Annotated in this window: 18 protein-coding genes and 1 pseudogene; 11 read left to right on the top strand and 8 right to left on the bottom strand. The window is 71.3% G+C overall.

Annotation, left to right across the window (positions count from 1 at the left end; translation table 11 throughout):
• The first annotated feature begins 3 nt into the window (after positions 1-3).
• Complete coding sequence (locus ACIBK6_RS16960; RefSeq protein ID WP_399052021.1) at positions 4-831, top strand: SAM-dependent methyltransferase; 828 nt, start codon at positions 4-6, stop codon at positions 829-831.
• 59 nt (positions 832-890) lie between these two features.
• On the opposite strand, the gene ACIBK6_RS16955 is transcribed toward ACIBK6_RS16960, so the two are convergent.
• From ACIBK6_RS16955 to ACIBK6_RS16945, 3 genes are all read right to left on the bottom strand, one after another.
• A complete protein-coding gene (locus ACIBK6_RS16955) occupies positions 891-1148 on the bottom strand; it encodes a hypothetical protein (RefSeq protein ID WP_399052020.1) in 258 nt (85 codons plus the stop codon).
• Positions 1149-1309: 161 nt separating this feature from the next.
• The gene (locus ACIBK6_RS16950) at positions 1310-2206 is read right to left on the bottom strand and encodes a hypothetical protein (protein ID WP_399052019.1); all 897 of its coding nucleotides are present in this window, start codon (positions 2204-2206) and stop codon (positions 1310-1312) included.
• Entirely contained in the window at positions 2203-3207 is a 1005-nt protein-coding gene (locus ACIBK6_RS16945; RefSeq protein ID WP_399052018.1) for an SPFH domain-containing protein, read from the bottom strand. Before ACIBK6_RS16945 ends, ACIBK6_RS16950 begins: the two co-directional genes overlap by 4 nt.
• Before the next feature lie 305 nt (positions 3208-3512).
• Here ACIBK6_RS16945 and ACIBK6_RS16940 point away from each other — a divergent pair, with 305 nt between their 5' ends.
• Together ACIBK6_RS16940 and ACIBK6_RS16935 are read left to right on the top strand one after the other, a co-directional pair.
• The gene (locus ACIBK6_RS16940) at positions 3513-4769 is read left to right on the top strand and encodes a hypothetical protein (RefSeq protein WP_399052017.1); all 1257 of its coding nucleotides are present in this window, start codon (positions 3513-3515) and stop codon (positions 4767-4769) included.
• 331 nt (positions 4770-5100) lie between these two features.
• On the top strand, positions 5101-5301 hold the full coding sequence (locus tag ACIBK6_RS16935; protein ID WP_399052016.1) for a hypothetical protein: 201 nt from the start codon (positions 5101-5103) through the stop codon (positions 5299-5301).
• 111 nt (positions 5302-5412) lie between these two features.
• Here ACIBK6_RS16935 and ACIBK6_RS16930 read toward each other — a convergent pair whose 3' ends face one another.
• From ACIBK6_RS16930 to ACIBK6_RS16920, 3 genes are read right to left on the bottom strand one after another with little or no spacing between them, the layout of a single operon-like run.
• Entirely contained in the window at positions 5413-6093 is a 681-nt protein-coding gene (locus ACIBK6_RS16930; protein WP_399052015.1) for a phosphatase PAP2 family protein, read from the bottom strand.
• Complete coding sequence (locus ACIBK6_RS16925) at positions 6090-6671, bottom strand: phosphatase PAP2 family protein (RefSeq protein WP_399052014.1); 582 nt, start codon at positions 6669-6671, stop codon at positions 6090-6092. The genes ACIBK6_RS16930 and ACIBK6_RS16925 overlap by 4 nt, the downstream gene beginning before the upstream one ends.
• The gene (locus ACIBK6_RS16920) at positions 6671-7348 is read right to left on the bottom strand and encodes a DedA family protein (protein WP_399052013.1); all 678 of its coding nucleotides are present in this window, start codon (positions 7346-7348) and stop codon (positions 6671-6673) included. The genes ACIBK6_RS16925 and ACIBK6_RS16920 overlap by 1 nt, the downstream gene beginning before the upstream one ends.
• 132 nt (positions 7349-7480) lie before the next feature.
• Between ACIBK6_RS16920 and ACIBK6_RS16915 the strand changes: the two genes are divergently transcribed.
• The 6 genes and pseudogenes from ACIBK6_RS16915 (at position 7481) to ACIBK6_RS16890 (ending at position 11234) form a co-directional block, all read left to right on the top strand.
• Positions 7481-7867 carry a BlaI/MecI/CopY family transcriptional regulator gene (locus tag ACIBK6_RS16915; RefSeq protein WP_399052190.1) on the top strand — a complete coding sequence of 129 codons (387 nt, stop codon included), beginning with the start codon at positions 7481-7483 and terminating at the stop codon, positions 7865-7867.
• Positions 7864-8805 carry a M56 family metallopeptidase gene (locus tag ACIBK6_RS16910; RefSeq protein ID WP_399052012.1) on the top strand — a complete coding sequence of 314 codons (942 nt, stop codon included), beginning with the start codon at positions 7864-7866 and terminating at the stop codon, positions 8803-8805. The genes ACIBK6_RS16915 and ACIBK6_RS16910 overlap by 4 nt, the downstream gene beginning before the upstream one ends.
• 251 nt (positions 8806-9056) lie before the next feature.
• Positions 9057-9593 (top strand): DoxX family protein, encoded by a 537-nt coding sequence (locus ACIBK6_RS16905; protein ID WP_399052011.1) that lies wholly within the window; start codon positions 9057-9059, stop codon positions 9591-9593.
• A gap of 321 nt (positions 9594-9914) precedes the next feature.
• Positions 9915-10783, top strand: a pseudogene (locus tag ACIBK6_RS16900) (Scr1 family TA system antitoxin-like transcriptional regulator).
• The gene (locus ACIBK6_RS16895) at positions 10780-10965 is read left to right on the top strand and encodes a DUF397 domain-containing protein (protein ID WP_399052010.1); all 186 of its coding nucleotides are present in this window, start codon (positions 10780-10782) and stop codon (positions 10963-10965) included. Before ACIBK6_RS16900 ends, ACIBK6_RS16895 begins: the two are co-directional and overlap by 4 nt.
• Before the next feature lie 83 nt (positions 10966-11048).
• Complete coding sequence (locus ACIBK6_RS16890; RefSeq protein ID WP_399052009.1) at positions 11049-11234, top strand: DUF397 domain-containing protein; 186 nt, start codon at positions 11049-11051, stop codon at positions 11232-11234.
• A gap of 194 nt (positions 11235-11428) precedes the next feature.
• Here ACIBK6_RS16890 and ACIBK6_RS16885 read toward each other — a convergent pair whose 3' ends face one another.
• Complete coding sequence (locus tag ACIBK6_RS16885) at positions 11429-12976, bottom strand: hypothetical protein (protein ID WP_399052008.1); 1548 nt, start codon at positions 12974-12976, stop codon at positions 11429-11431.
• A 360-nt stretch (positions 12977-13336) separates the two neighbouring features.
• Here ACIBK6_RS16885 and ACIBK6_RS16880 point away from each other — a divergent pair, with 360 nt between their 5' ends.
• Positions 13337-15154: an APC family permease gene (locus ACIBK6_RS16880; RefSeq protein WP_399052007.1), complete on the top strand. Its 1818-nt coding sequence runs from the start codon at positions 13337-13339 to the stop codon at positions 15152-15154.
• A gap of 113 nt (positions 15155-15267) precedes the next feature.
• Here ACIBK6_RS16880 and ACIBK6_RS16875 read toward each other — a convergent pair whose 3' ends face one another.
• The gene (locus ACIBK6_RS16875; protein ID WP_399052006.1) at positions 15268-15795 is read right to left on the bottom strand and encodes a universal stress protein; all 528 of its coding nucleotides are present in this window, start codon (positions 15793-15795) and stop codon (positions 15268-15270) included.
• Positions 15796-16181: 386 nt separating this feature from the next.
• Here ACIBK6_RS16875 and ACIBK6_RS16870 point away from each other — a divergent pair, with 386 nt between their 5' ends.
• Positions 16182-16763 (top strand): hypothetical protein, encoded by a 582-nt coding sequence (locus ACIBK6_RS16870; protein WP_399052005.1) that lies wholly within the window; start codon positions 16182-16184, stop codon positions 16761-16763.
• Positions 16764-16770 lie beyond the last annotated feature (7 nt).

Below are 16770 nucleotides of genomic sequence, written 5' to 3'. Positions count from 1 at the left end.
CCCGTGACCGAGAACCCCGCACCCGCCTCGACGCCCGACCATGTGCGCGACCGCATCAACACCGCGCAGCCGCACACCGCCCGGATCTGGAACTACTGGCTCGGCGGCAAGGACAACTACCCCGTGGACCGCGAGGTCGGGGACCAGATCCGGTCGCTCCACCCGGGCATCGGCGACTACGCGCTCGCCGACCGGCTGTTCCTCGGGCGGGCCGTGCGCCATCTGGTGGCCGACCGTGGGGTGCGCCAGTTCCTCGACATCGGCACCGGGCTGCCCACCGCCGACAACACCCATGAGGTGGCCCAGCGGCTCGCGCCGGACGCCCGCGTCGTTTACGTCGACAACGACCCGCTCGTCCTCGCGCACGCCCGGGCCCTGCTCACCAGCACCCCCGAAGGCCGCACGGACTACCTCGACGCTGATCTGCGCGACGCCGGCGCGATCCTGGAACATGCGGCGAAGACCCTCGATCTGAGCCGGCCGGTCGCGCTGATGCTGCTCGGCGTCGTCATCTTCATCCCGGACCACACCGAGGCGCGCCGGCTCGTACGCGAGCTGATGAAGGAGCTCCCGGCGGGCAGCCACCTCGTGCTGTCGCACACCATCACCAGCCCGGCCATGCCCGATGTGGACGCCGCCGTGGCGTTCTGGAACGAGCACGGCACGCCGAAGCTGACCCAGCGCACCCCGGAGCAAGTGGCCCAGTTCTTCGAGGGACTTGAGCTGCTCGACCCCGGGGTCGTCTCGTGCTCGCGATGGCGCCCGGAAGCGGGCGAGGACGCACTGCCCGACGAGGTCGCGATGTACGGCGGCGTCAGCCTCAAGCGCTGACCCGGCCGCCGGCGCCGACACAGCCTCAAGCGCCGGCACACCGGCCCGCGGCTGCCGGGTCACCGGCGGGGCCGCCCCTGTGCGGGCGCCCCGCCGCCATGCAGGCTGCCGACGAGGGTGAACAGCGCCTCCTCGTTGCCCGCGAGGCCAGCCAGCGCGAGCGCCTCGTCCGCTTCCGCGATCACGCCCTCCAGGGCGAGCGGGCCCTGCGGCCGGTCCGCGGGCGAGTCGAGGGCGGCGCGCACGGTGCTCAGCAGCCGCAGATAGGCCTGAGCGGCGGAGCGTTCATGGGACGTCATCACAACGGTGGCGGTCATCGGCAGCCTTCCCTCGGCAGTACGGGCTCACCATCACGATGCCGTACGGCACTGACAATCGGCCGTCACGGCCTGCTGACGCGCGGCCGCGCAGCCGATCCTTGTACTCAGAGTGCTCAGCAATCACAGGGGTCTCAGCGTTCTGAGCGCTCTCGGCGTTCTCAGACCACCAACCGCAGCGCCGTGTCCGCGACGCCCACGCTCACCGACTGACCCCAGGTCAGATCCAGCGCATCGCCCTCCATGCCGTCGCCGAACGCGACCAGACGGTCGGACTCGACGGTGATCCGGAGCCGCTGCGAGCGCGACAACTCTCCCTCGACCAGCGAGGTTCCGGTGACGGGCGAGGGCCACGCCTCGCGCACGAACCACACCAGGCGGGGATCCGCGCGGGACGGCAGGACGGGAGCGCTCTCACGCTGGCGCCACAGCGAGCGCAGCCAGCCGGTGGCCCCCGTGCCCGTGCCGATCAGGACACCGGAGGAGGCCTGTGCCTCGGCGGCGTCCGGGGCTTCGGCGGCGATGCGGTAACGGGCGGTCTGATGGCCCGGGGCGCCGAGGTAGATCTCGTTGAGGGCGAGCAGGCGCTGGGTGTCGTCGGTGACCGCCTCCACCATCGTGAGTTCCTCGACCGCGCAGCCGCGCGAGGCCGCCGCGGGCAGCAGCGCCGCCGCCACGGACGGCTGGTGGCGCACCAGGACCCCGGGGTTGCGCCCCGGCTCGGTGTCGATGCCGATCACCGGCTGCCCCGACAGGTACTTGGCGGCGTTGGCGACCAGACCGTCCTGCCCGACCACCACGACCACGTCCTCGGCGGCGAACAGGAAACGGTGGAGGTCGGCGCGCTCGACCCGGGCCTGCCGCCACTGCGAAGGCACCGCCGCCGCCACATCGGCGAGGGCCCGCCGCACCCGGTGATGGCGTTCGGCGACCTCGCGGATGCCGCGCCCCCGAGAGGAGAGGAAGAACTCCGCCTGGCCGTACGTGCCGTGTCTGGTGAGCAACTCCTCGTACTCCGAGGTGCGATGGACCAACACCGCTCGCGGGGCCAGACTCACGGCCGTTCACCCCGGCCGAGCCGGGCGACCAGCGCGGTGAGTACGTCGGGGGACAGGGTGAGGCTGTCGATGCGGGGCAGATTCTCGGCCAGCCGGGTTGCGGCCAGGGCGTGCAACGTGGCCGCGTCCGCCTCGCCGTGCACCCGGAGCCAGGCCGCCTGCGCGCCCGCCCGCGCCTCGCCCGACGCGCGGGCCGCTTCCGCCTGGGCCTGCGCGAGCCGCACCGTGCGGGCGGCCTCCGCTTCGGCGCGCACCGCGTCCGCCGCCGCTTCCTCCTCCGCCTCCCGGCGGGTGTTGGTGCCGCGCTGCTCCACCAACTCCTCCTCGCGCCGGGCCAGTTCGATTCGGCTCGCCAGTTCGTTCTCGGCGATGGCCCGCTCGCGTTCCACCGCCACGGCCCGCCGCTCGTACGTCGCCCGGTCCGCATCCTGCTGGATCTGCTCCCGGGCCGGCGTGCGCAGCGCCCGCTCCACCTCGGGCTCGGGGCGGATCGCGACGACCCGTACGGCCACCACCTCGATGCCGGTCGTGGGCAGCCGGGCCTCCGCCGCGAGACCGGCCGAGATCCGCTCCCGTACCGCGGCGACACCGTCGGCGAGCGCGGCCGAGAGCGGGGTGCGGGTGAGCACGTCGAGGGCGTGCTGCTGGGCCGTCTCGGTCAGCAGGGTCGACAACTGCTCCAGAGGGTCGCCGCGCCAGACCCCGGTGTCCGGGTCGATGGAGAAGTCGAGCCGGTCGGCGGCCCTGCCCGGCTCGGTGATCCGGTAGGTGACGGTCGCCTGCACGGTGACGTCCTGGAAGTCGCGGGTGCGGGCGTGGAAGGCCATGGCCAGTTCCCGGTCGTTGACCGGCACTTCGGAGAGAGCGGCGCTCAGCGGCCGGAACCAGAAGCTCAGCCCGGCGCCGTCGTGGGCGGGACGGCCGTTCTTGTGATGCCGGACATGAGCGGTGGGCGCGGAGCGCAGATGGCGCCAGCCGAAGCGCCGGGAGATGTCGGCCATGGCGGAACCCCTTTCTTTTCGTCTCAATGACGATATTGAGATTTCGCGTTATCGTCAAGATGACATGAATGGGGGAAGAGTGGCTCGGCTGGCGTGAGTTGAACGGGGTGGGCGCCCGAGGTGGGAGTGGCTGGATCCAAGCCATGTCTGTCGGATGGTCTACGGAGAGTCAAAGGTTGGTCACGCGTGGTGATGGTGATGCCGAAGTGACGGGCGGGCGGCCCAATATCATCTGATATTGGGTTAATTCAGGGCTCTGCGGTCTACACATCAGAGGTCCGCTTTGATGAGTGACGGGAGCAGGCATGCGGGACATCGGTCGAAGGGGATTGCTGGGCGCGGGACTTGGGGCGGTCGCCGCGGCGGGGCTCGCCGGATGCGGCTCGGCAGGCGATGAGGGCATGGGACGGCCCGGTCAGCCGGCTCGTGGGGAGGGAGTGGCGCCCGCAAAACGGCAGGCCAGACTGATCGGTGACGGTTCGACGGCGGACACCGGAAAGCAGCCGAACCAGCCGGACAAGCCAGTTCCGCTCGAACCCGGCCAGACCCCGCCCCAGTTCGTGATCTTCTCCTGGGACGGTGCGGGTGAGATCGGCACCGGCCTCTTCCCGCGCTTCCTCGAACTGGCCAGGAATCACGGGGCGGGCATGACGTTCTTCCTCTCCGGGCTGTACCTGCTGCCCGAGTCGAAGAAGAGCCTGTACCGGCCGCCGAACAACCCCGTGGGCGCCTCGGACATCGGCTACCTCACCGATCCGCACCTCAAGGAGACGCTGAAGTACACCCGGCAGGCCTGGGCCGACGGCCATGAGATCGGTACCCACTTCAACGGCCACTTCTGCGGTGGCTCGGGTTCCGTCGCCGACTGGACCGCCTCCCAGTGGCGCAGTGAGGTCGAGCAGGCGGTCTCCTTCGTCACCGAATGGCGTACCAACACCGGCTGGCACGACGCCGACCCGCTGCCCTTCGACTACCGCAAGGAGCTCATCGGCGGCCGTACGCCGTGCCTGCTCGGTCAGGAAAACCTGCTGCCCATCGTGAAGGAACTGGGCTGGCGCTACGACGCCTCATCGCCCGGCGGCCGCCAGAAGTGGCCCGGGAAGCGCCAGGGAGTATGGGATCTTCCGCTGCAGGGCATCCCGTTCCCCGGGCACTCCTTCGAGGTCCTGTCGATGGACTACAACATCCTCGCCAACCAGTCGAAGAACACCACCAGGGGCATGCCCTCGCGCTATCCCGGCTGGCGGGAACAGGCCACCGCCTCGTATCTGCAGGGCTTCAGGCGCGCGTACGAGACGAATCGCGCGCCCTTCTACATCGGCAACCACTTCGAGGAGTGGAACGGAGGCATCTATATGGACGCCGTCGAGGAAGCGCTGAAGGGGATGGCGGGCAAGAAGGACGTACGTCTCGTGTCGTTCCGCCAGTTCGTGGACTGGCTCGATGTGCAGGACCCGAGGGTGCTGGACAGGCTGCGCGGCCTGGAGGTCGGACAGGCGCCTCCGGGCGGCTGGAACGCCTTCTTCAAGGCGGCGCGAGGCGTGGGTGTCAAGGTGGCGTAAAGGGTGCGGAGTTGACGGCCGGGGCCTCGGCGGTCACTCGTTCGGGCGCCCGGCGCGGCATTTTGCCCGGATCCGGGCTGACCGCCGCACCCTGCGGCGATGTATGCCGTCAAGTGCGACACGCCGGATCCGGCGCGGCGGTCCGGGCGTCACCGAGAGGCGGGCACGCGGGCCGCGGGGTCTGCTGGAAGTGACGGCGCCGGCTCCGCGCGGCCGTGAACGCCGGCGGGGACACCCCCTGGGCCTTCAGCACTCGGATCCTCAGGCCTCGGATCTTCAGCACTCACAGCGGAAAGCGGCCCCGGTGCAGCCGGGGCGGAGGGAGCAGACCATGCGTGAACTGCGAGCGGAAGCGGTTCTCGACCGGGCGGGTGCGGAGGCCCGCGACACCCTCCTGTGGCACGTCATGAGCGCCGAGGACCCCACCACCCTGTGCGGACGCAGCCTCGGCCGACACGAGGCGGCGACGCCGATGAAGTCGGACTTGACCAACGCCGACCGCTACTGCGAGGCCTGCATGGCCGCCTGCTGAACCCCGGTGGCGTGAACACGGGCCGTCCACAAGGAGTTCAGGGACGGGATCCAGTCAACCCCCTTTCCGGACAAGGTGGTTGAAGGTCGTCCCCGCTCGGTGGGACCGCTGTCAGTCCCGCCGGGCGGCCGGTTCGGTGAGGGCCTCGGGGCCCGCCATGTGGGTCCGTATGAGAGGAGCCGTGGCCAGGGCCGCGAGGCAGAGCCAGAGCGAGGCGAACAGCCAGCCGCCCAGCACATCGCTCGCCCAGTGCACGCCGAGATAGATCCGGGACAGGCCGACGGCCGCCGCCCACAGCAGGAGCAGAGCGACCGTGACGCGGGCGGCCGAGGAGCGGGACCGGGTCAGCACCGCCCAGACGAGCAGTCCGGCGGTGAGCGCGCCCGTGGCGGCGTGCCCCGAGGGGAAGGAGTGGCCGGAAGCCGTGGTCGCCCAGTCGAGGGCGGCCGGGCGCGGCCGGGCGACGACCGCCATCAGGCCGTACCGCACCGCCTGGCCGAGGGCCAGCACCGCGAGGGCTCCGGCCGCCGCGTACCAGCGCTGTTTGCTGTCGTGGCCCGCGATCAGGCCCGCGGCGACGGCCAAAACGTAGGGGAGGACGCCGGTGCCGGTCGCCGTGACGGCGCGGGCGGTGGCCACGGCGACCGGCGGGCGGTGGTCGAGGGGCCAACGGTGCAGGGCCAGGTCGCCGGGCAGCGGCGCCCCGTGCCGCACGGCGACCAGCACCGTGAGCGGCACGAGGAGCAGAAGCAGCACGCAGGCCGCCGTGCCCGTGCGCCGGGCCTTCGTCATCGAGAGGTCACCAGCGGCCGCAGCCGGGTGTCACCGAGCCGTTCCACGAAGGGCGCGGCGCGGCGGGCGGCAGGCATGAGGATGGCGGCGACGGCCGCACCGACCAGCAGGCCGATCACCACGTCGTGCGGGTAGTGCGCCCCGATCCAGACCCGCGAGGCGCCCATGAGGAGCGCGGCGGGAACCGCGATCTTGCCCAGCGTGCGGTCGGTGAGGAGGATCGCGACGGCCGCGGCGGCCGCGATCGCCGCGTGGTTGCTGGGGAACGACCAGTCGCCGAGCGGCGGGCAGGCCTCGACGGTCACCGTGTGCAGGGTCTGGCACGGGCGCTGCTCGTGGACGGCCATCTTGAACAGGTCGTTTATGACATAGGCCGCGACCACGATGAGCGGAGCGGCCAGTGCCATGGCGGTGCGGGTACTGCCGAGCGGGCGGGCCCGCCACCAGGAGGCGACCATCAGCACGGCGAACAGCGCGAGCCCGTAGTCCGACCAGACCGAGATCAGCGTGTCCAGCGGCCCGGGCGCGCGGTGCGCCAGGTCGGTGATCCAGGTGTACAGCCCGTCGTCGAAGTGCATCAGCGGGCGTCCTCGGGGGTCGTGGTACGGGCGCGGCGGGCGCGCAGGACTTCCAGGGCGACCGGAATCAGCGAGACCACCACGACCAGCGCGACGAGCGGCAGCAGATAGTGGTCGATGTTCGGCACGGACGAGCCGAGCGCGTAGCCGCCGAGGACCAGCGCGCAGGACCACACAAGCCCGCCGACGATCTGCCAGAGGGCGAACACCCGGGCCGGTACGCCGAGGGCGCCCGCGAGCGGGTTGAGCACCGTGCGGACGATCGGCACGAAGCGGGCCAGCATGATCGCCTTGGCGTGACCGTACTTGGCGAGCAGTTCCTCGGCGCGGGCCGCACCCTCGTGCAGTTTGCGGGACTTGCTGCGGGCGAGCAGGGCGCGGCCGCCACGGCGGCCGATCCAGTAGCCGGTCTGGGCGCCGACGAGTGCGCCGGCCACCGAGGCGATCAGGACCTGCGGCAGCGAGAGCGACACCGGCCCGTTGCCGCCGGGCACGCACAGCAGGCCCGCCGTGAAGAGCAGCGAGTCGCCCGGCAGGAAGAAGCCGACGAGCAGACCGGTCTCGGCGAAGAGCACCACGGCGATGCCGAGCGCGCCGAACGCGGCCAGCACCGACCCGGCGTCGAGAACGTTCACGGCCTGCGGAGCCGCGGCTGCGAACAGGGGTGCGACAGGCATGTCAGTGGGCCCTCCCATAATGGTGGTCGGGCCGTTCGTTCTGCGGATGCACGCGGCCCTGCTGACTACAGTGATGTAGACGGTCTACAGCACTGTAGACGAACGAAGCGGGAGGAGCGTTCCATGACAGCCATGGGAGAGGTCGAGCACGGGGACGCACGACGGCCGGCGGGCGGGCTGGAGGGCGGCGTCCTGGCCGCGCTGTGGGCCGCCGACGCGCCGCTCACCCCCGGCGAGGTCCAGTCCGAGCTCGGCGGCAGTCTGGCCCGTACGACGGTGACGACGATCCTCACCCGGCTGTACGAGAAGGGCGCGGTCACCCGCCAGCGTGCCGGGCGGGGCTACGCGTACACGCCCACCGAGGACGCGCCGGGCCTCACAGCCCGCCGCATGCACACCGAGCTGGCCAAAGAGGAGGACCGCTCCACGGTGCTGGCCCGGTTCGTCTCCCAGCTCAGCGACGAGGACGAGCAGCTGCTGCGCTCCCTCCTGGAGGACTCCGGAGGCGACGGCCGATGATCTTCTTCGTCTGGATCCCGCTCCTCGTGCCGTTCCTCGCCGTGCCGACGGCGCGCCGGCTCGCCGAGGCGCTGCCGCCCCGGCCGGCCGCCTGGCTGCTCGCCGTCGCGGCCACCGGCCTCGCCGCCTGCTCGACCGCCGCGCTGGGCCTGCTCGCGCTGGCCGGGGCGCTGCGGCTGCCCTTCTTCGCCTCGCTGGAGCACCTGGCGGCCCCGCTCGACGCGCTCCCGGCCTGGCTCGCCCTCCCGGCCGCGGCCGCCGCGGCCGGGCTGTTCGCCGTGTCGGGGACCGCGCTGGTCCGCACCGCCCGCCGTCAGTTCGGCGAACTGCGCGCCGCCCGGCGCCGGTTGAGGCCCGGCACCGGCGAGCTCGCCGTACTGCGCGACCCGAGCCCCGACGCCTACGCGCTGCCCGGCCGTCCGGGCCGGATCGTCGTCACCACCGGAATGCTGCGCGCCCTCGAACCCGCCGAGCGGGAAGCCCTGTTCGCCCACGAGCGGGCCCACCTCGCCGGCCGCCACCACCTGTTCCTGGCCGCCGCCGAACTCGCCGCGCACTGCCACCCCTCGCTGCGCGCGCTGCGTGACCCGCTCGCCTACGCCCTGGAGCGGTCCGCCGACGAGTACGCGGCCGGAGCGGTGGGCGACCGCAAGCTCGCCGCGCGCGCCATCGGCCGCGCCGCCCTCGCCTCCCGGGCCGCCGCCCCGGGCCCGGCCCGCCCGCGCGCGGTGCTGGCCGCGGCGGCCGGACCGGTGCCGCGCAGGGTCGCCGCACTCCTCGACCGCCGCCCGGCACCGAGGCTGCCCCGCTCGCGCGGCGCCCGGCTGATAGCCGCCGTCCTGCTGGGCTGCCTGTGCGTCTCGGCCGCCTCGGCGATCGAGGCCGCCGCCGATCTGCACGGCGGCATCGAGACGGCCCAGGGGGAGGCCGGCCGGTAGGGGGTGCCCGGCGGGTCAATGGTCGGGCCACGTTGGACGAGTGTCCGCGGGGCCCTTGGCCGGGCCATGCTTGGCGAGTGTCCGATGGGCCGTGGCCGGGCCATGTCGGGCGAGTGTCCGGCCGGGGCACGGTCGGACACTCTGGGCGGGCGAGGGCTTGTGACCCGTACGGCCCAGCACCACTGAGGGTCGGCGCGGTGCGCGCCGGAGAGTGGACACCGAGCCCATCGCCCCACGCTCCGGGAGACGCCATGACCTGCCTCAGCCGACGTGACCTCGGACTGCTCGTGCTGCGGGCCGGGACGGGAGCGGTACTGATGGCGCACGGTGCCCAGAAACTGTTCGGCTGCTTCGGCGGCGGCGGGCTCGAAGGCACCGCCGCCGCCATGGAGCACATGGGCTTCCGTCCGGGCAGGCAGAGCGCGATCGCCGCCGGCCTCGGCGAGATGGGCGGCGGAGCCCTGCTGGCCGTCGGCCTAGCCACCCCGGCCGCCGGAGCCGCGGCGGCCGGCGCCATGGCGGGCGCCGTCGCCGTGCACGCACCGGCCGGCTTCTTCAGCCAGGGCGGCGGCTTCGAATACCCGGCGTTCCTCGGCTTCACCGCCGCCGCGATCGGCCTCACCGGCGCCGGGCGCTACTCCCTCGACCACGCCACCGACCACGTGGTCGACCAGCCCTGGACCGTCGCCATGGCCTTCCTCGGCAGCGCCGTGGCGGCCGCGGCGGTGGTCGGCCGACGCGCCAGGGAACAGGCCCAGGCCCAGGCCGAGGTGGAGACCTTCGACTGAGGAGGGGGCCGGGCCTTTGCGCGGTGCGCACACTGCGGTGCGGTGGCCTGGAGGCGGGCGCCGCAGAAGGCGAGAGTGCCGCAGGTGGGCGGATTCAGAGGGGCGCTTCCGAGTGAAAGTGCGCACGGTAGCCGGGATGTGGGGCGCGGTGGTGTTGATGGGGCCGCTGTGGCGGGCGCGCGGGGGCGCGTTCCAGAGGTGCGGTCCGTACGGTGCGTCAGCGTACGGGGACAGTGTGTAGACGGTACGCCGATCTTGCCGTCACTCTGGGTGAGTCGATCGCGGGGAACAGCGCACGTACGCACCTGGAGGTGGCCGCGTATGACCGACGGTACGGAGACCATGGACGGCGATGACCTGACGGCCTGTGAGGTGGAGCGGGAACCCGACCCCTCGGACAGCCTGCGGACCTTCGGGGCGGTCGTCCAGGCCCTGCGCGAGCATGCGGGGTTCAGCAGGACCGACTTCGGGGACCTGGTCCGATTCTCCAAACACACGGTGGAATCGGTGGAGTTGGGGCGCCGGATGCCTGACGAGTCCTTCGTGGAGCGGGCGGAGGCGGTACTGGGGAACACGGGTGCGCTGCGGAAGGCGGCGAGATTCCTTACGCGGGGGGAGGCGGGGCTGGCGGCCTGGTTCCGGCGGTGGGCGAGGCTGGAGAGGATCGCGGTCAGCCTGTGTACGTATGAGTGCAGGCTGGTGCCGGGGTTGTTGCAGTCGGAGGGGTATGCGCGGGCGGTGTTCGACAACGGCATTCCGCCTTTGTCGGATGGGCAGTTGGAGGCCCAGGTTGCTGCTCGACTGGAACGCCAAAAGCTGTTGCGCGAGAGGCCGAACGTCCCGTTCAGCTTCATTGTGGAAGAGCACATCTTCCGGCGGCGGCTCGGCGGTGCCGAGGTGACGCGGGGCTTGCTCGACCACTTGCTGGCACTCACTGCCCCACGCAACGTGACGTTTCAGATCATGCCGCTGGGCGCCGAGTTCCACGCGTGCCTCGATGGTCCCGTGCGACTGCTGGAGACTCCGGAGCGTCGGCGGCTCGCGTACTCGGAGGGGCAGCAAACGGTCGCCTGATCAGCGACGCGAAAGAGGTGAGCCTCCTCTACCAGTGCTATGACACACTGCGCTCGCAGGCCCTGAACCCCCAAGACTCGCGGGGTCTGTTGGAGCGACTCCGAGGAGAGCTATGAGCACGATGGAACTCGCCTGGTTCAAGTCCAGCTACAGCGGCACCCAGGGTGACGACTCCATTGAGGTCGCCGTCACCGAACAGGCCATCTGCATACGGGACTCCAAGGATGTGGCGCGCCCTTGCTTCGCGGTCGGGCGTGAGGGCTGGACGTCGTTCGTCCGGTACGCCGCGCACGGCTGAGCCCTTTGGATGGGCCCAGCCGTAAGGTGGTTGAACCTCAGCCAGCCTCGGGCCGGGCTTCGTGAGCGACTGCGAGGAGAGCTATGAGCACGACGGAACTCGCCTGGTTCAAGTCCAGCTACAGCGGCAGCCAGGGCGACAGCTGCGTTGAGGTCGCCGTCACCGAACTGGCCATCTGCGTACGGGACTCCAAGGATGTGGCGCGCCCTTGCTTCGCGGTCGGGCGTGAGGGCTGGGCGTCGTTCGTGCGGTACGCCGCGCACGGCTGAGCCCTTTGGATGGGCCCAGCCGTACGGTGGTTGAACCCCCTCAGCCGGCCTCGGGCCCGGCCTCGTGTCGGGGCCCTGGCCCGGGGCCGGGGTGAGGATGGAGGTGGAGTTCGCGCCATGGGTCAGCGGAGTCTCCAGGCTGAGTCCCGCTTTGCAGGAGCGGAGCGCGCCGAGCGGCTTGCCCGTCCGGTGTCTTACGAAGCGAGTTTCGCGGCGATGAGCTTCTTGGCGCTTTCGGGCTCGTCGTTCATCTTGAGTCCCTCCCAGTCGAGTCCGAGGGCGGCGACGGTCTTCCGTGCTTCCTCAGTACGGACGGCGGACGAATCCGGCCCGCCGGTACGGACGGCGTCCGCCTCCGGCTCGCCCTTGGCCATCCGGTAGAGCGCGGAGGCGTACTCTTCGCGCTTGCCCGGTCCCGCCTTCTTCCAGAAGGCGAGGGTCCTGCCGAACCGTTCGAGTGGCGGACGAGTGGGTTTGCCCTCGGCGTCGGGCTCGGCCGTCTGTTCCCAGCGCTTGGCGAAGTACTTCCACAGCTTGTACGCGGCGAGGCCAAGACCCGCCGCGGAGGCCGCGCCCGCGAGTCCCCAGCCGACCGGAGTCGCCAGCAGCGCGCTCGCACCGGCGGCCGCTCCCGCCGCGACGGCGATCGAGGCGACGAGGGCCGCGACGGCACCCGCCGATCCCAGGGCCCCGCCCGCGGCCGCGATGATCTTCTTGATCCGGCCGCGCTCGTTCTTCCGTACCGCGTACGCCTGGATCATGCGCAGTGAGATCTTCTGGGGTGCGCCCGTCCGATGCTGCCTGACCTCCTCGGCAGCCTCACCGAGCGCTCGGTCCATGGCGTCCCGGGCGTCCTCGCGCTCCCTCTGCTTCGCCAAGGCCTCCAGGAGACCGAGGTCGGCTTCCTGGAGCTTCCGCTCCAGTTCATGGACCTCCATCTTCACCTGCGTCAGGATGTTCAGGTCCGTTCCCAGCGGACGGTCCAAGGGGGAGCGGCCGATCTCCTGAAGATGGTCCTGGTACGTCGCACTCTTGATCTTGAACAGCTCGTCCACCGCGTTCACCAGCTCGCGGCAGGCCGCGACTTCCTGGTTCGCGGCGGCCAGTGCCTTCTTGGGCTCCGCCGCCTCCGAGGCCATGAGCGTGCGCAAGCCGTCGACCCGGGCCTGCGCCTTCGCGGCCTTACGGGCGTACCGTCCGGTCTGCACCAGCGAAGCGGGCAGCGCCGCCGCTCCGCCGGCCGAGAGGACCGCGTTGTACACCGCGGGGCTCTGCCCGGCGAAGTTCATTGCTCCGCCGGCCCCGTTGAGCATGTTGCCCACCAGGCCGGAGGCGCTCTGGCCGACGTCCGCGCGAGCGCTGCCGAGACCGCGGGAGGCCTCCCGGTGCGGCGCGCTGCCCACCTCATGGGCATCCCTGCCGCGCCGGCCGTCCCGCATCGCCCCGATGCCGGTGACGAGCCCGGCGCCTGCCGCGATGCCCGAGCCGAACGGACCGGCCATGCCTCCGGCGTACGAGGCGGGCGTGCTGAAAGTGGGGTCGATGAACTGATCCCCGACGGTCATGGCGGTCGTCGTGCCGACGCCCTGAGCGGTGGCGTCCAGGGTGTCCTTGACCCGGCCCGTCGTGACCTCGGCGTCCTCGGCCTCCCGTTGAACACTGACGGCCGCCGACCGGAGCGCCGACGCGACGGCGGCGTTGCCCGCGGTCCGCTGCAACGCCAGCACTTCGGACCGCGACATGCCGGCGCCAACCGGCCGGGGAGCCGGTCCGGCAGGACGGCGTGGAGCAGTGGCTTCCGAGACCCGCTGCGACAACTCACTCCGAGTGTCCCGTCCGTGCACGCTGCTCTCCCGACCAAGTCCCGCACACCTCACGAACCGATGCCTGGATCCTTCACCCCGCGTTCCACCAGGCGCAAGATCGAAAGCCCGGGACGAGGATCAAGGATCTGCTAACGGTGCGCGGACCCTCCGCCTCCGGCACGGACGGCTCTCCGGACCATGCGCGCGAGCCTTGGCGCGTCCTTGACGGCCTGCGCCGCGGTCGGCCCGGCACACTGTGCCGGGACAGCATCCGCACCCTGCCCCGCGAGGTTCCCCATGGCGTACGGACTGGCCCGCCGCGAGCTGCGGCCGAGAGTTCCGCTGCAACACGGGGAGGGCGACAAGTACCGGCTCACCAGTATCGAGGGGCTCGCCGCGCTGTCCCTCGACGCGCTGAGCTCGGTCGCGTACGGCCCCGAGGCGATCGTTCTGGTCCTGGTCGCCGCCGGGACCGGGGCACTGACCGCCACGCTGCCGGTGACCCTCGTCATCGCCGCACTACTGGCGGTCCTCGTCGTCTCGTACGGGCAGGTGATCGCCGTGCACCCGGACGGCGGGGGTGCCTATGCGGTGGCGAAGAAGGACCTCGGGCCCAGGACGAGTCTGCTCGCGGCGGCCAGTCTCGTCGTCGACTACATCCTCACCGTGACCGTGAGCCTCGCCGCCGGTGCGGCGAGCCTGGCCTCCGCGTTCCCGGCCCTGGGGTCGCACCTGCTCGCGGTCTGCCTCATCGGGCTCGCCCTCCTCACCGCCGTGAACCTGCGCGGAGTGGCCGAGAGCGCCCGGGTGCTCATGCTGCCCACCGTCCTGTTCATTGTGAGCATCCTCGGCATCATCGTCGTCGGTCTGCTGCGCTCGCACCCCGCAGCCGTCGTCGGCAGCGCCCAACCCGTGCACGCCACCGAGGCGTTGGGGGTGCTGCTGATCCTCAAGGCGTTCTCCTCCGGCTGTTCCGCACTGACCGGCGTGGAGGCCATCGCCAACGGAGTGCCCGCCTTCCGTACGCCGCGGGTCAAACGGGCACAGCACACCGAACTCATGCTGGGCGCGCTGCTCGGGCTGATGCTGATCGGCCTAGCGGTGCTGATCCGCCGCGACCAGGTGGCCCCGCGCGGCGGCGTGACCGTCCTCGCCCAGCTGACCGCGGGCTCGTACGGAACGGGCTGGCTGTACTACGCGACCAATCTCATCGTCACGCTCGCCCTCGCGTTCGCCGCCAACACCAGCTTCGGCGGGCTGCCCGTCCTGATGAGTCTGCTGGCCCGCGACCACCGGCTGCCCCACCTCTTCGGGCTGCGCGCGGAGCGACCCGTCTACCGCTGGGGAGTAGTGGCCCTGGCCCTGCTCGCGGCGCTGCTCCTGATCGCCGTGAACGCCGACACGCACCGGATGATCCCGCTGTTCGCGATCGGCGTCTTCATCGGATTCACGATCAGCCAGATCGGGCTCGTGCGGCACTGGGCCGGTCAGCGGCCGCCCGGCTGGCTGCCGCGCGCGCTGCTCAACGGTGTCGGCGCGGTACTCACCACAGTGGCGGGGATCGTCCTGCTGGCCACCAAGTTCCTCGAAGGCGCCTGGGTGGTGGTCGCCACCGTGCCGTTGCTCATGCTGCTCTTCGCCCGAATCCAGCGCTACTACACGGCAGTTGGGGCAGAACTCGGGCTCGGTGAGATTCCGCCGCCGCCCGTGCGGTACACCGATTCCCTGGTCATCGTGCCGGTAGGCGAGGTCAGCAGGCTCACCGAGTACGCGCTGACGGCCGCCGGCACCCTCGGCCGCGAGGTCGTCGCGGTCGCCGTGCACAGCGATCCCGACAAGGTCCGTGCCCTGAAGGAGAGCTGGGCCCGCTGGAACCCGGGGGTACGGCTTGAGGTCATCGACAGTCCGCACCGCTCCCTGGTGCAGCCCATCGTCGACTACGTTCTGGAAGCGGCGGAAGGAGGACGGCGGATCGCCGTCCTCATCCCCGAGGTGGAGCCGCGCCGCCGCCGCTACCGGATCCTGCAGAACCAGCGCGGCATCCTGCTGGCCACGGCGCTGAGAGCACGGACGGATGTCGTCGTCTGCCTCGTGCCGTACCGGCTGAGCGTGTGACGGGTCGCAGTACCGGCCGGTGCCCGGGCCGAGGGATTCGGTGGCGGCATGACCGCGGTCTGCGCGCTGAACCCCCGCACCCGGCCCCCCGCATGGCGGGTGGCTCGGACGGCTCAGTCGGCCAACTCGCGTGCGTCGAGGGGCATTCGCCAGGTGATCCGGCGCTGTAGGGCGTCGATCCCGTCCTGCAGGGGCGAGGGCGGCACCGCCAGTACCGGGCACGTGGCGTGCGCGAGGCAGTAGCGGGCGACCGACGGCCGCAGCGCACGCCGCAGCCGCCCCCGGGGCCCGGCCCCGACCACCAGCAGGTCGCCGGGGCGGCCGGCCGCTTCCAGCAGGGCGGCACCCGGGGTGCCCAGGACGACCAGGCCCGCCATTGGCACCCCGGGCCCGGCGCCGCCGAAAGCGGTGTCCAAGGCTTGGAGCAGCCGCTCGCCCGCCAGCCGACGGCACCGGGCAAGCAGTTCCGGGCAGCCCGAGCCGCGCTGCCCCAGCTCACCGCCGAGCGGTTCCCAGGCCAGCACGGCCCACAGTTCAGCGCCGGTACGCCGGGCTTCGACCGCCGCGCGGTGAAGCGCGGTGAGGCTCCCCAGCGATCCGCTGACTCCGGCCACAACACGCGGGCCGTCGGCTCCGTCCATCCGTCCCCGCTCCTCGCCGTACAACAGGTGCAGGCACCCATGAAAACGCCGAAGAGGGCAGGAGCCCCGCCGTGTTGGCACTTCCCTGACGCGCGGTGAGTACTCCATGACGCGCCCCTGACGCGCTGCACGCGGAGCCGGGTCATTGCTCGCTTCACACAAGTTGCTCCGACGATTCGCCCTTGCCGTGCACGCCACCGGATTTCCTTGGTTTCCCTATGGTTCCGGCACATCAGGAATGGCCGATTTCCCCATGGGGATCACTGCTTGTCCGCTGCTTCGCTTATGCGTGGCGGGGTCAATTGGCTGGCCTCTTGCCATGAACTCAAATCCGAATGCAAGGGGGAAGCGTGTTAAGGAAACGCTATTTCTTGGGGCTTCGCCGGGTGCTGCTCGTAGTCGTGGCGCTCATGGGCGCGCTGACACTGAGCGTGGGCGCAGCGACCGCTCAGCCTGCGGCTTCCAGTACTCCGCCGGCCGCCGCGGACGTGCAGCCGGGGCCGGGTAACGACGGTCTGGTCGTCGGGCACGGACCGAGGCCGAGCACTGAGGACATCCTGGCGAAGGTGCGCCGGGTTCAGCCCCGTACCCCGACGGACAAGCTGTGCACGGGCTGGTGGCTGCACCCCGTCTCGAACGTGAACTTCCAGCGTGGTCTTGGTGGAACACTTGCCTGGGCGTTCAAACTGACGGGAGCGGCGCAGGACCAGCTCGGCTGGCTCGTCGACGTGTCGATGCCGTACGCCGCGGTGAATGACCGGGCAATCAATCCGCCGTACCAGTCGCACGTTCTGTGGAGCTGGTACAACTTCCACGGAAGTCTGAACAATTACCAATTGCTGGGTGGCGGCAACGGCACAATTGCCACCGGAGACAAGGTCACCCTCTTGTGGGCCATCGAAGGCGTGAGCGGCTCCTGGGCCTACCGGTACACCACCTGCCAGGTTCCGGCACCGGGTTCGGCCTGAGGCCCAC

It is taken from the genome of Streptomyces sp. NPDC050485, assembly GCF_044458185.1.
In the GTDB taxonomy this organism is placed as follows: domain Bacteria; phylum Actinomycetota; class Actinomycetes; order Streptomycetales; family Streptomycetaceae; genus Streptomyces.
The sequence above is the reverse complement of the archived record's forward strand: the minus strand, read 5'-3'. Positions and strand labels throughout refer to the sequence as shown.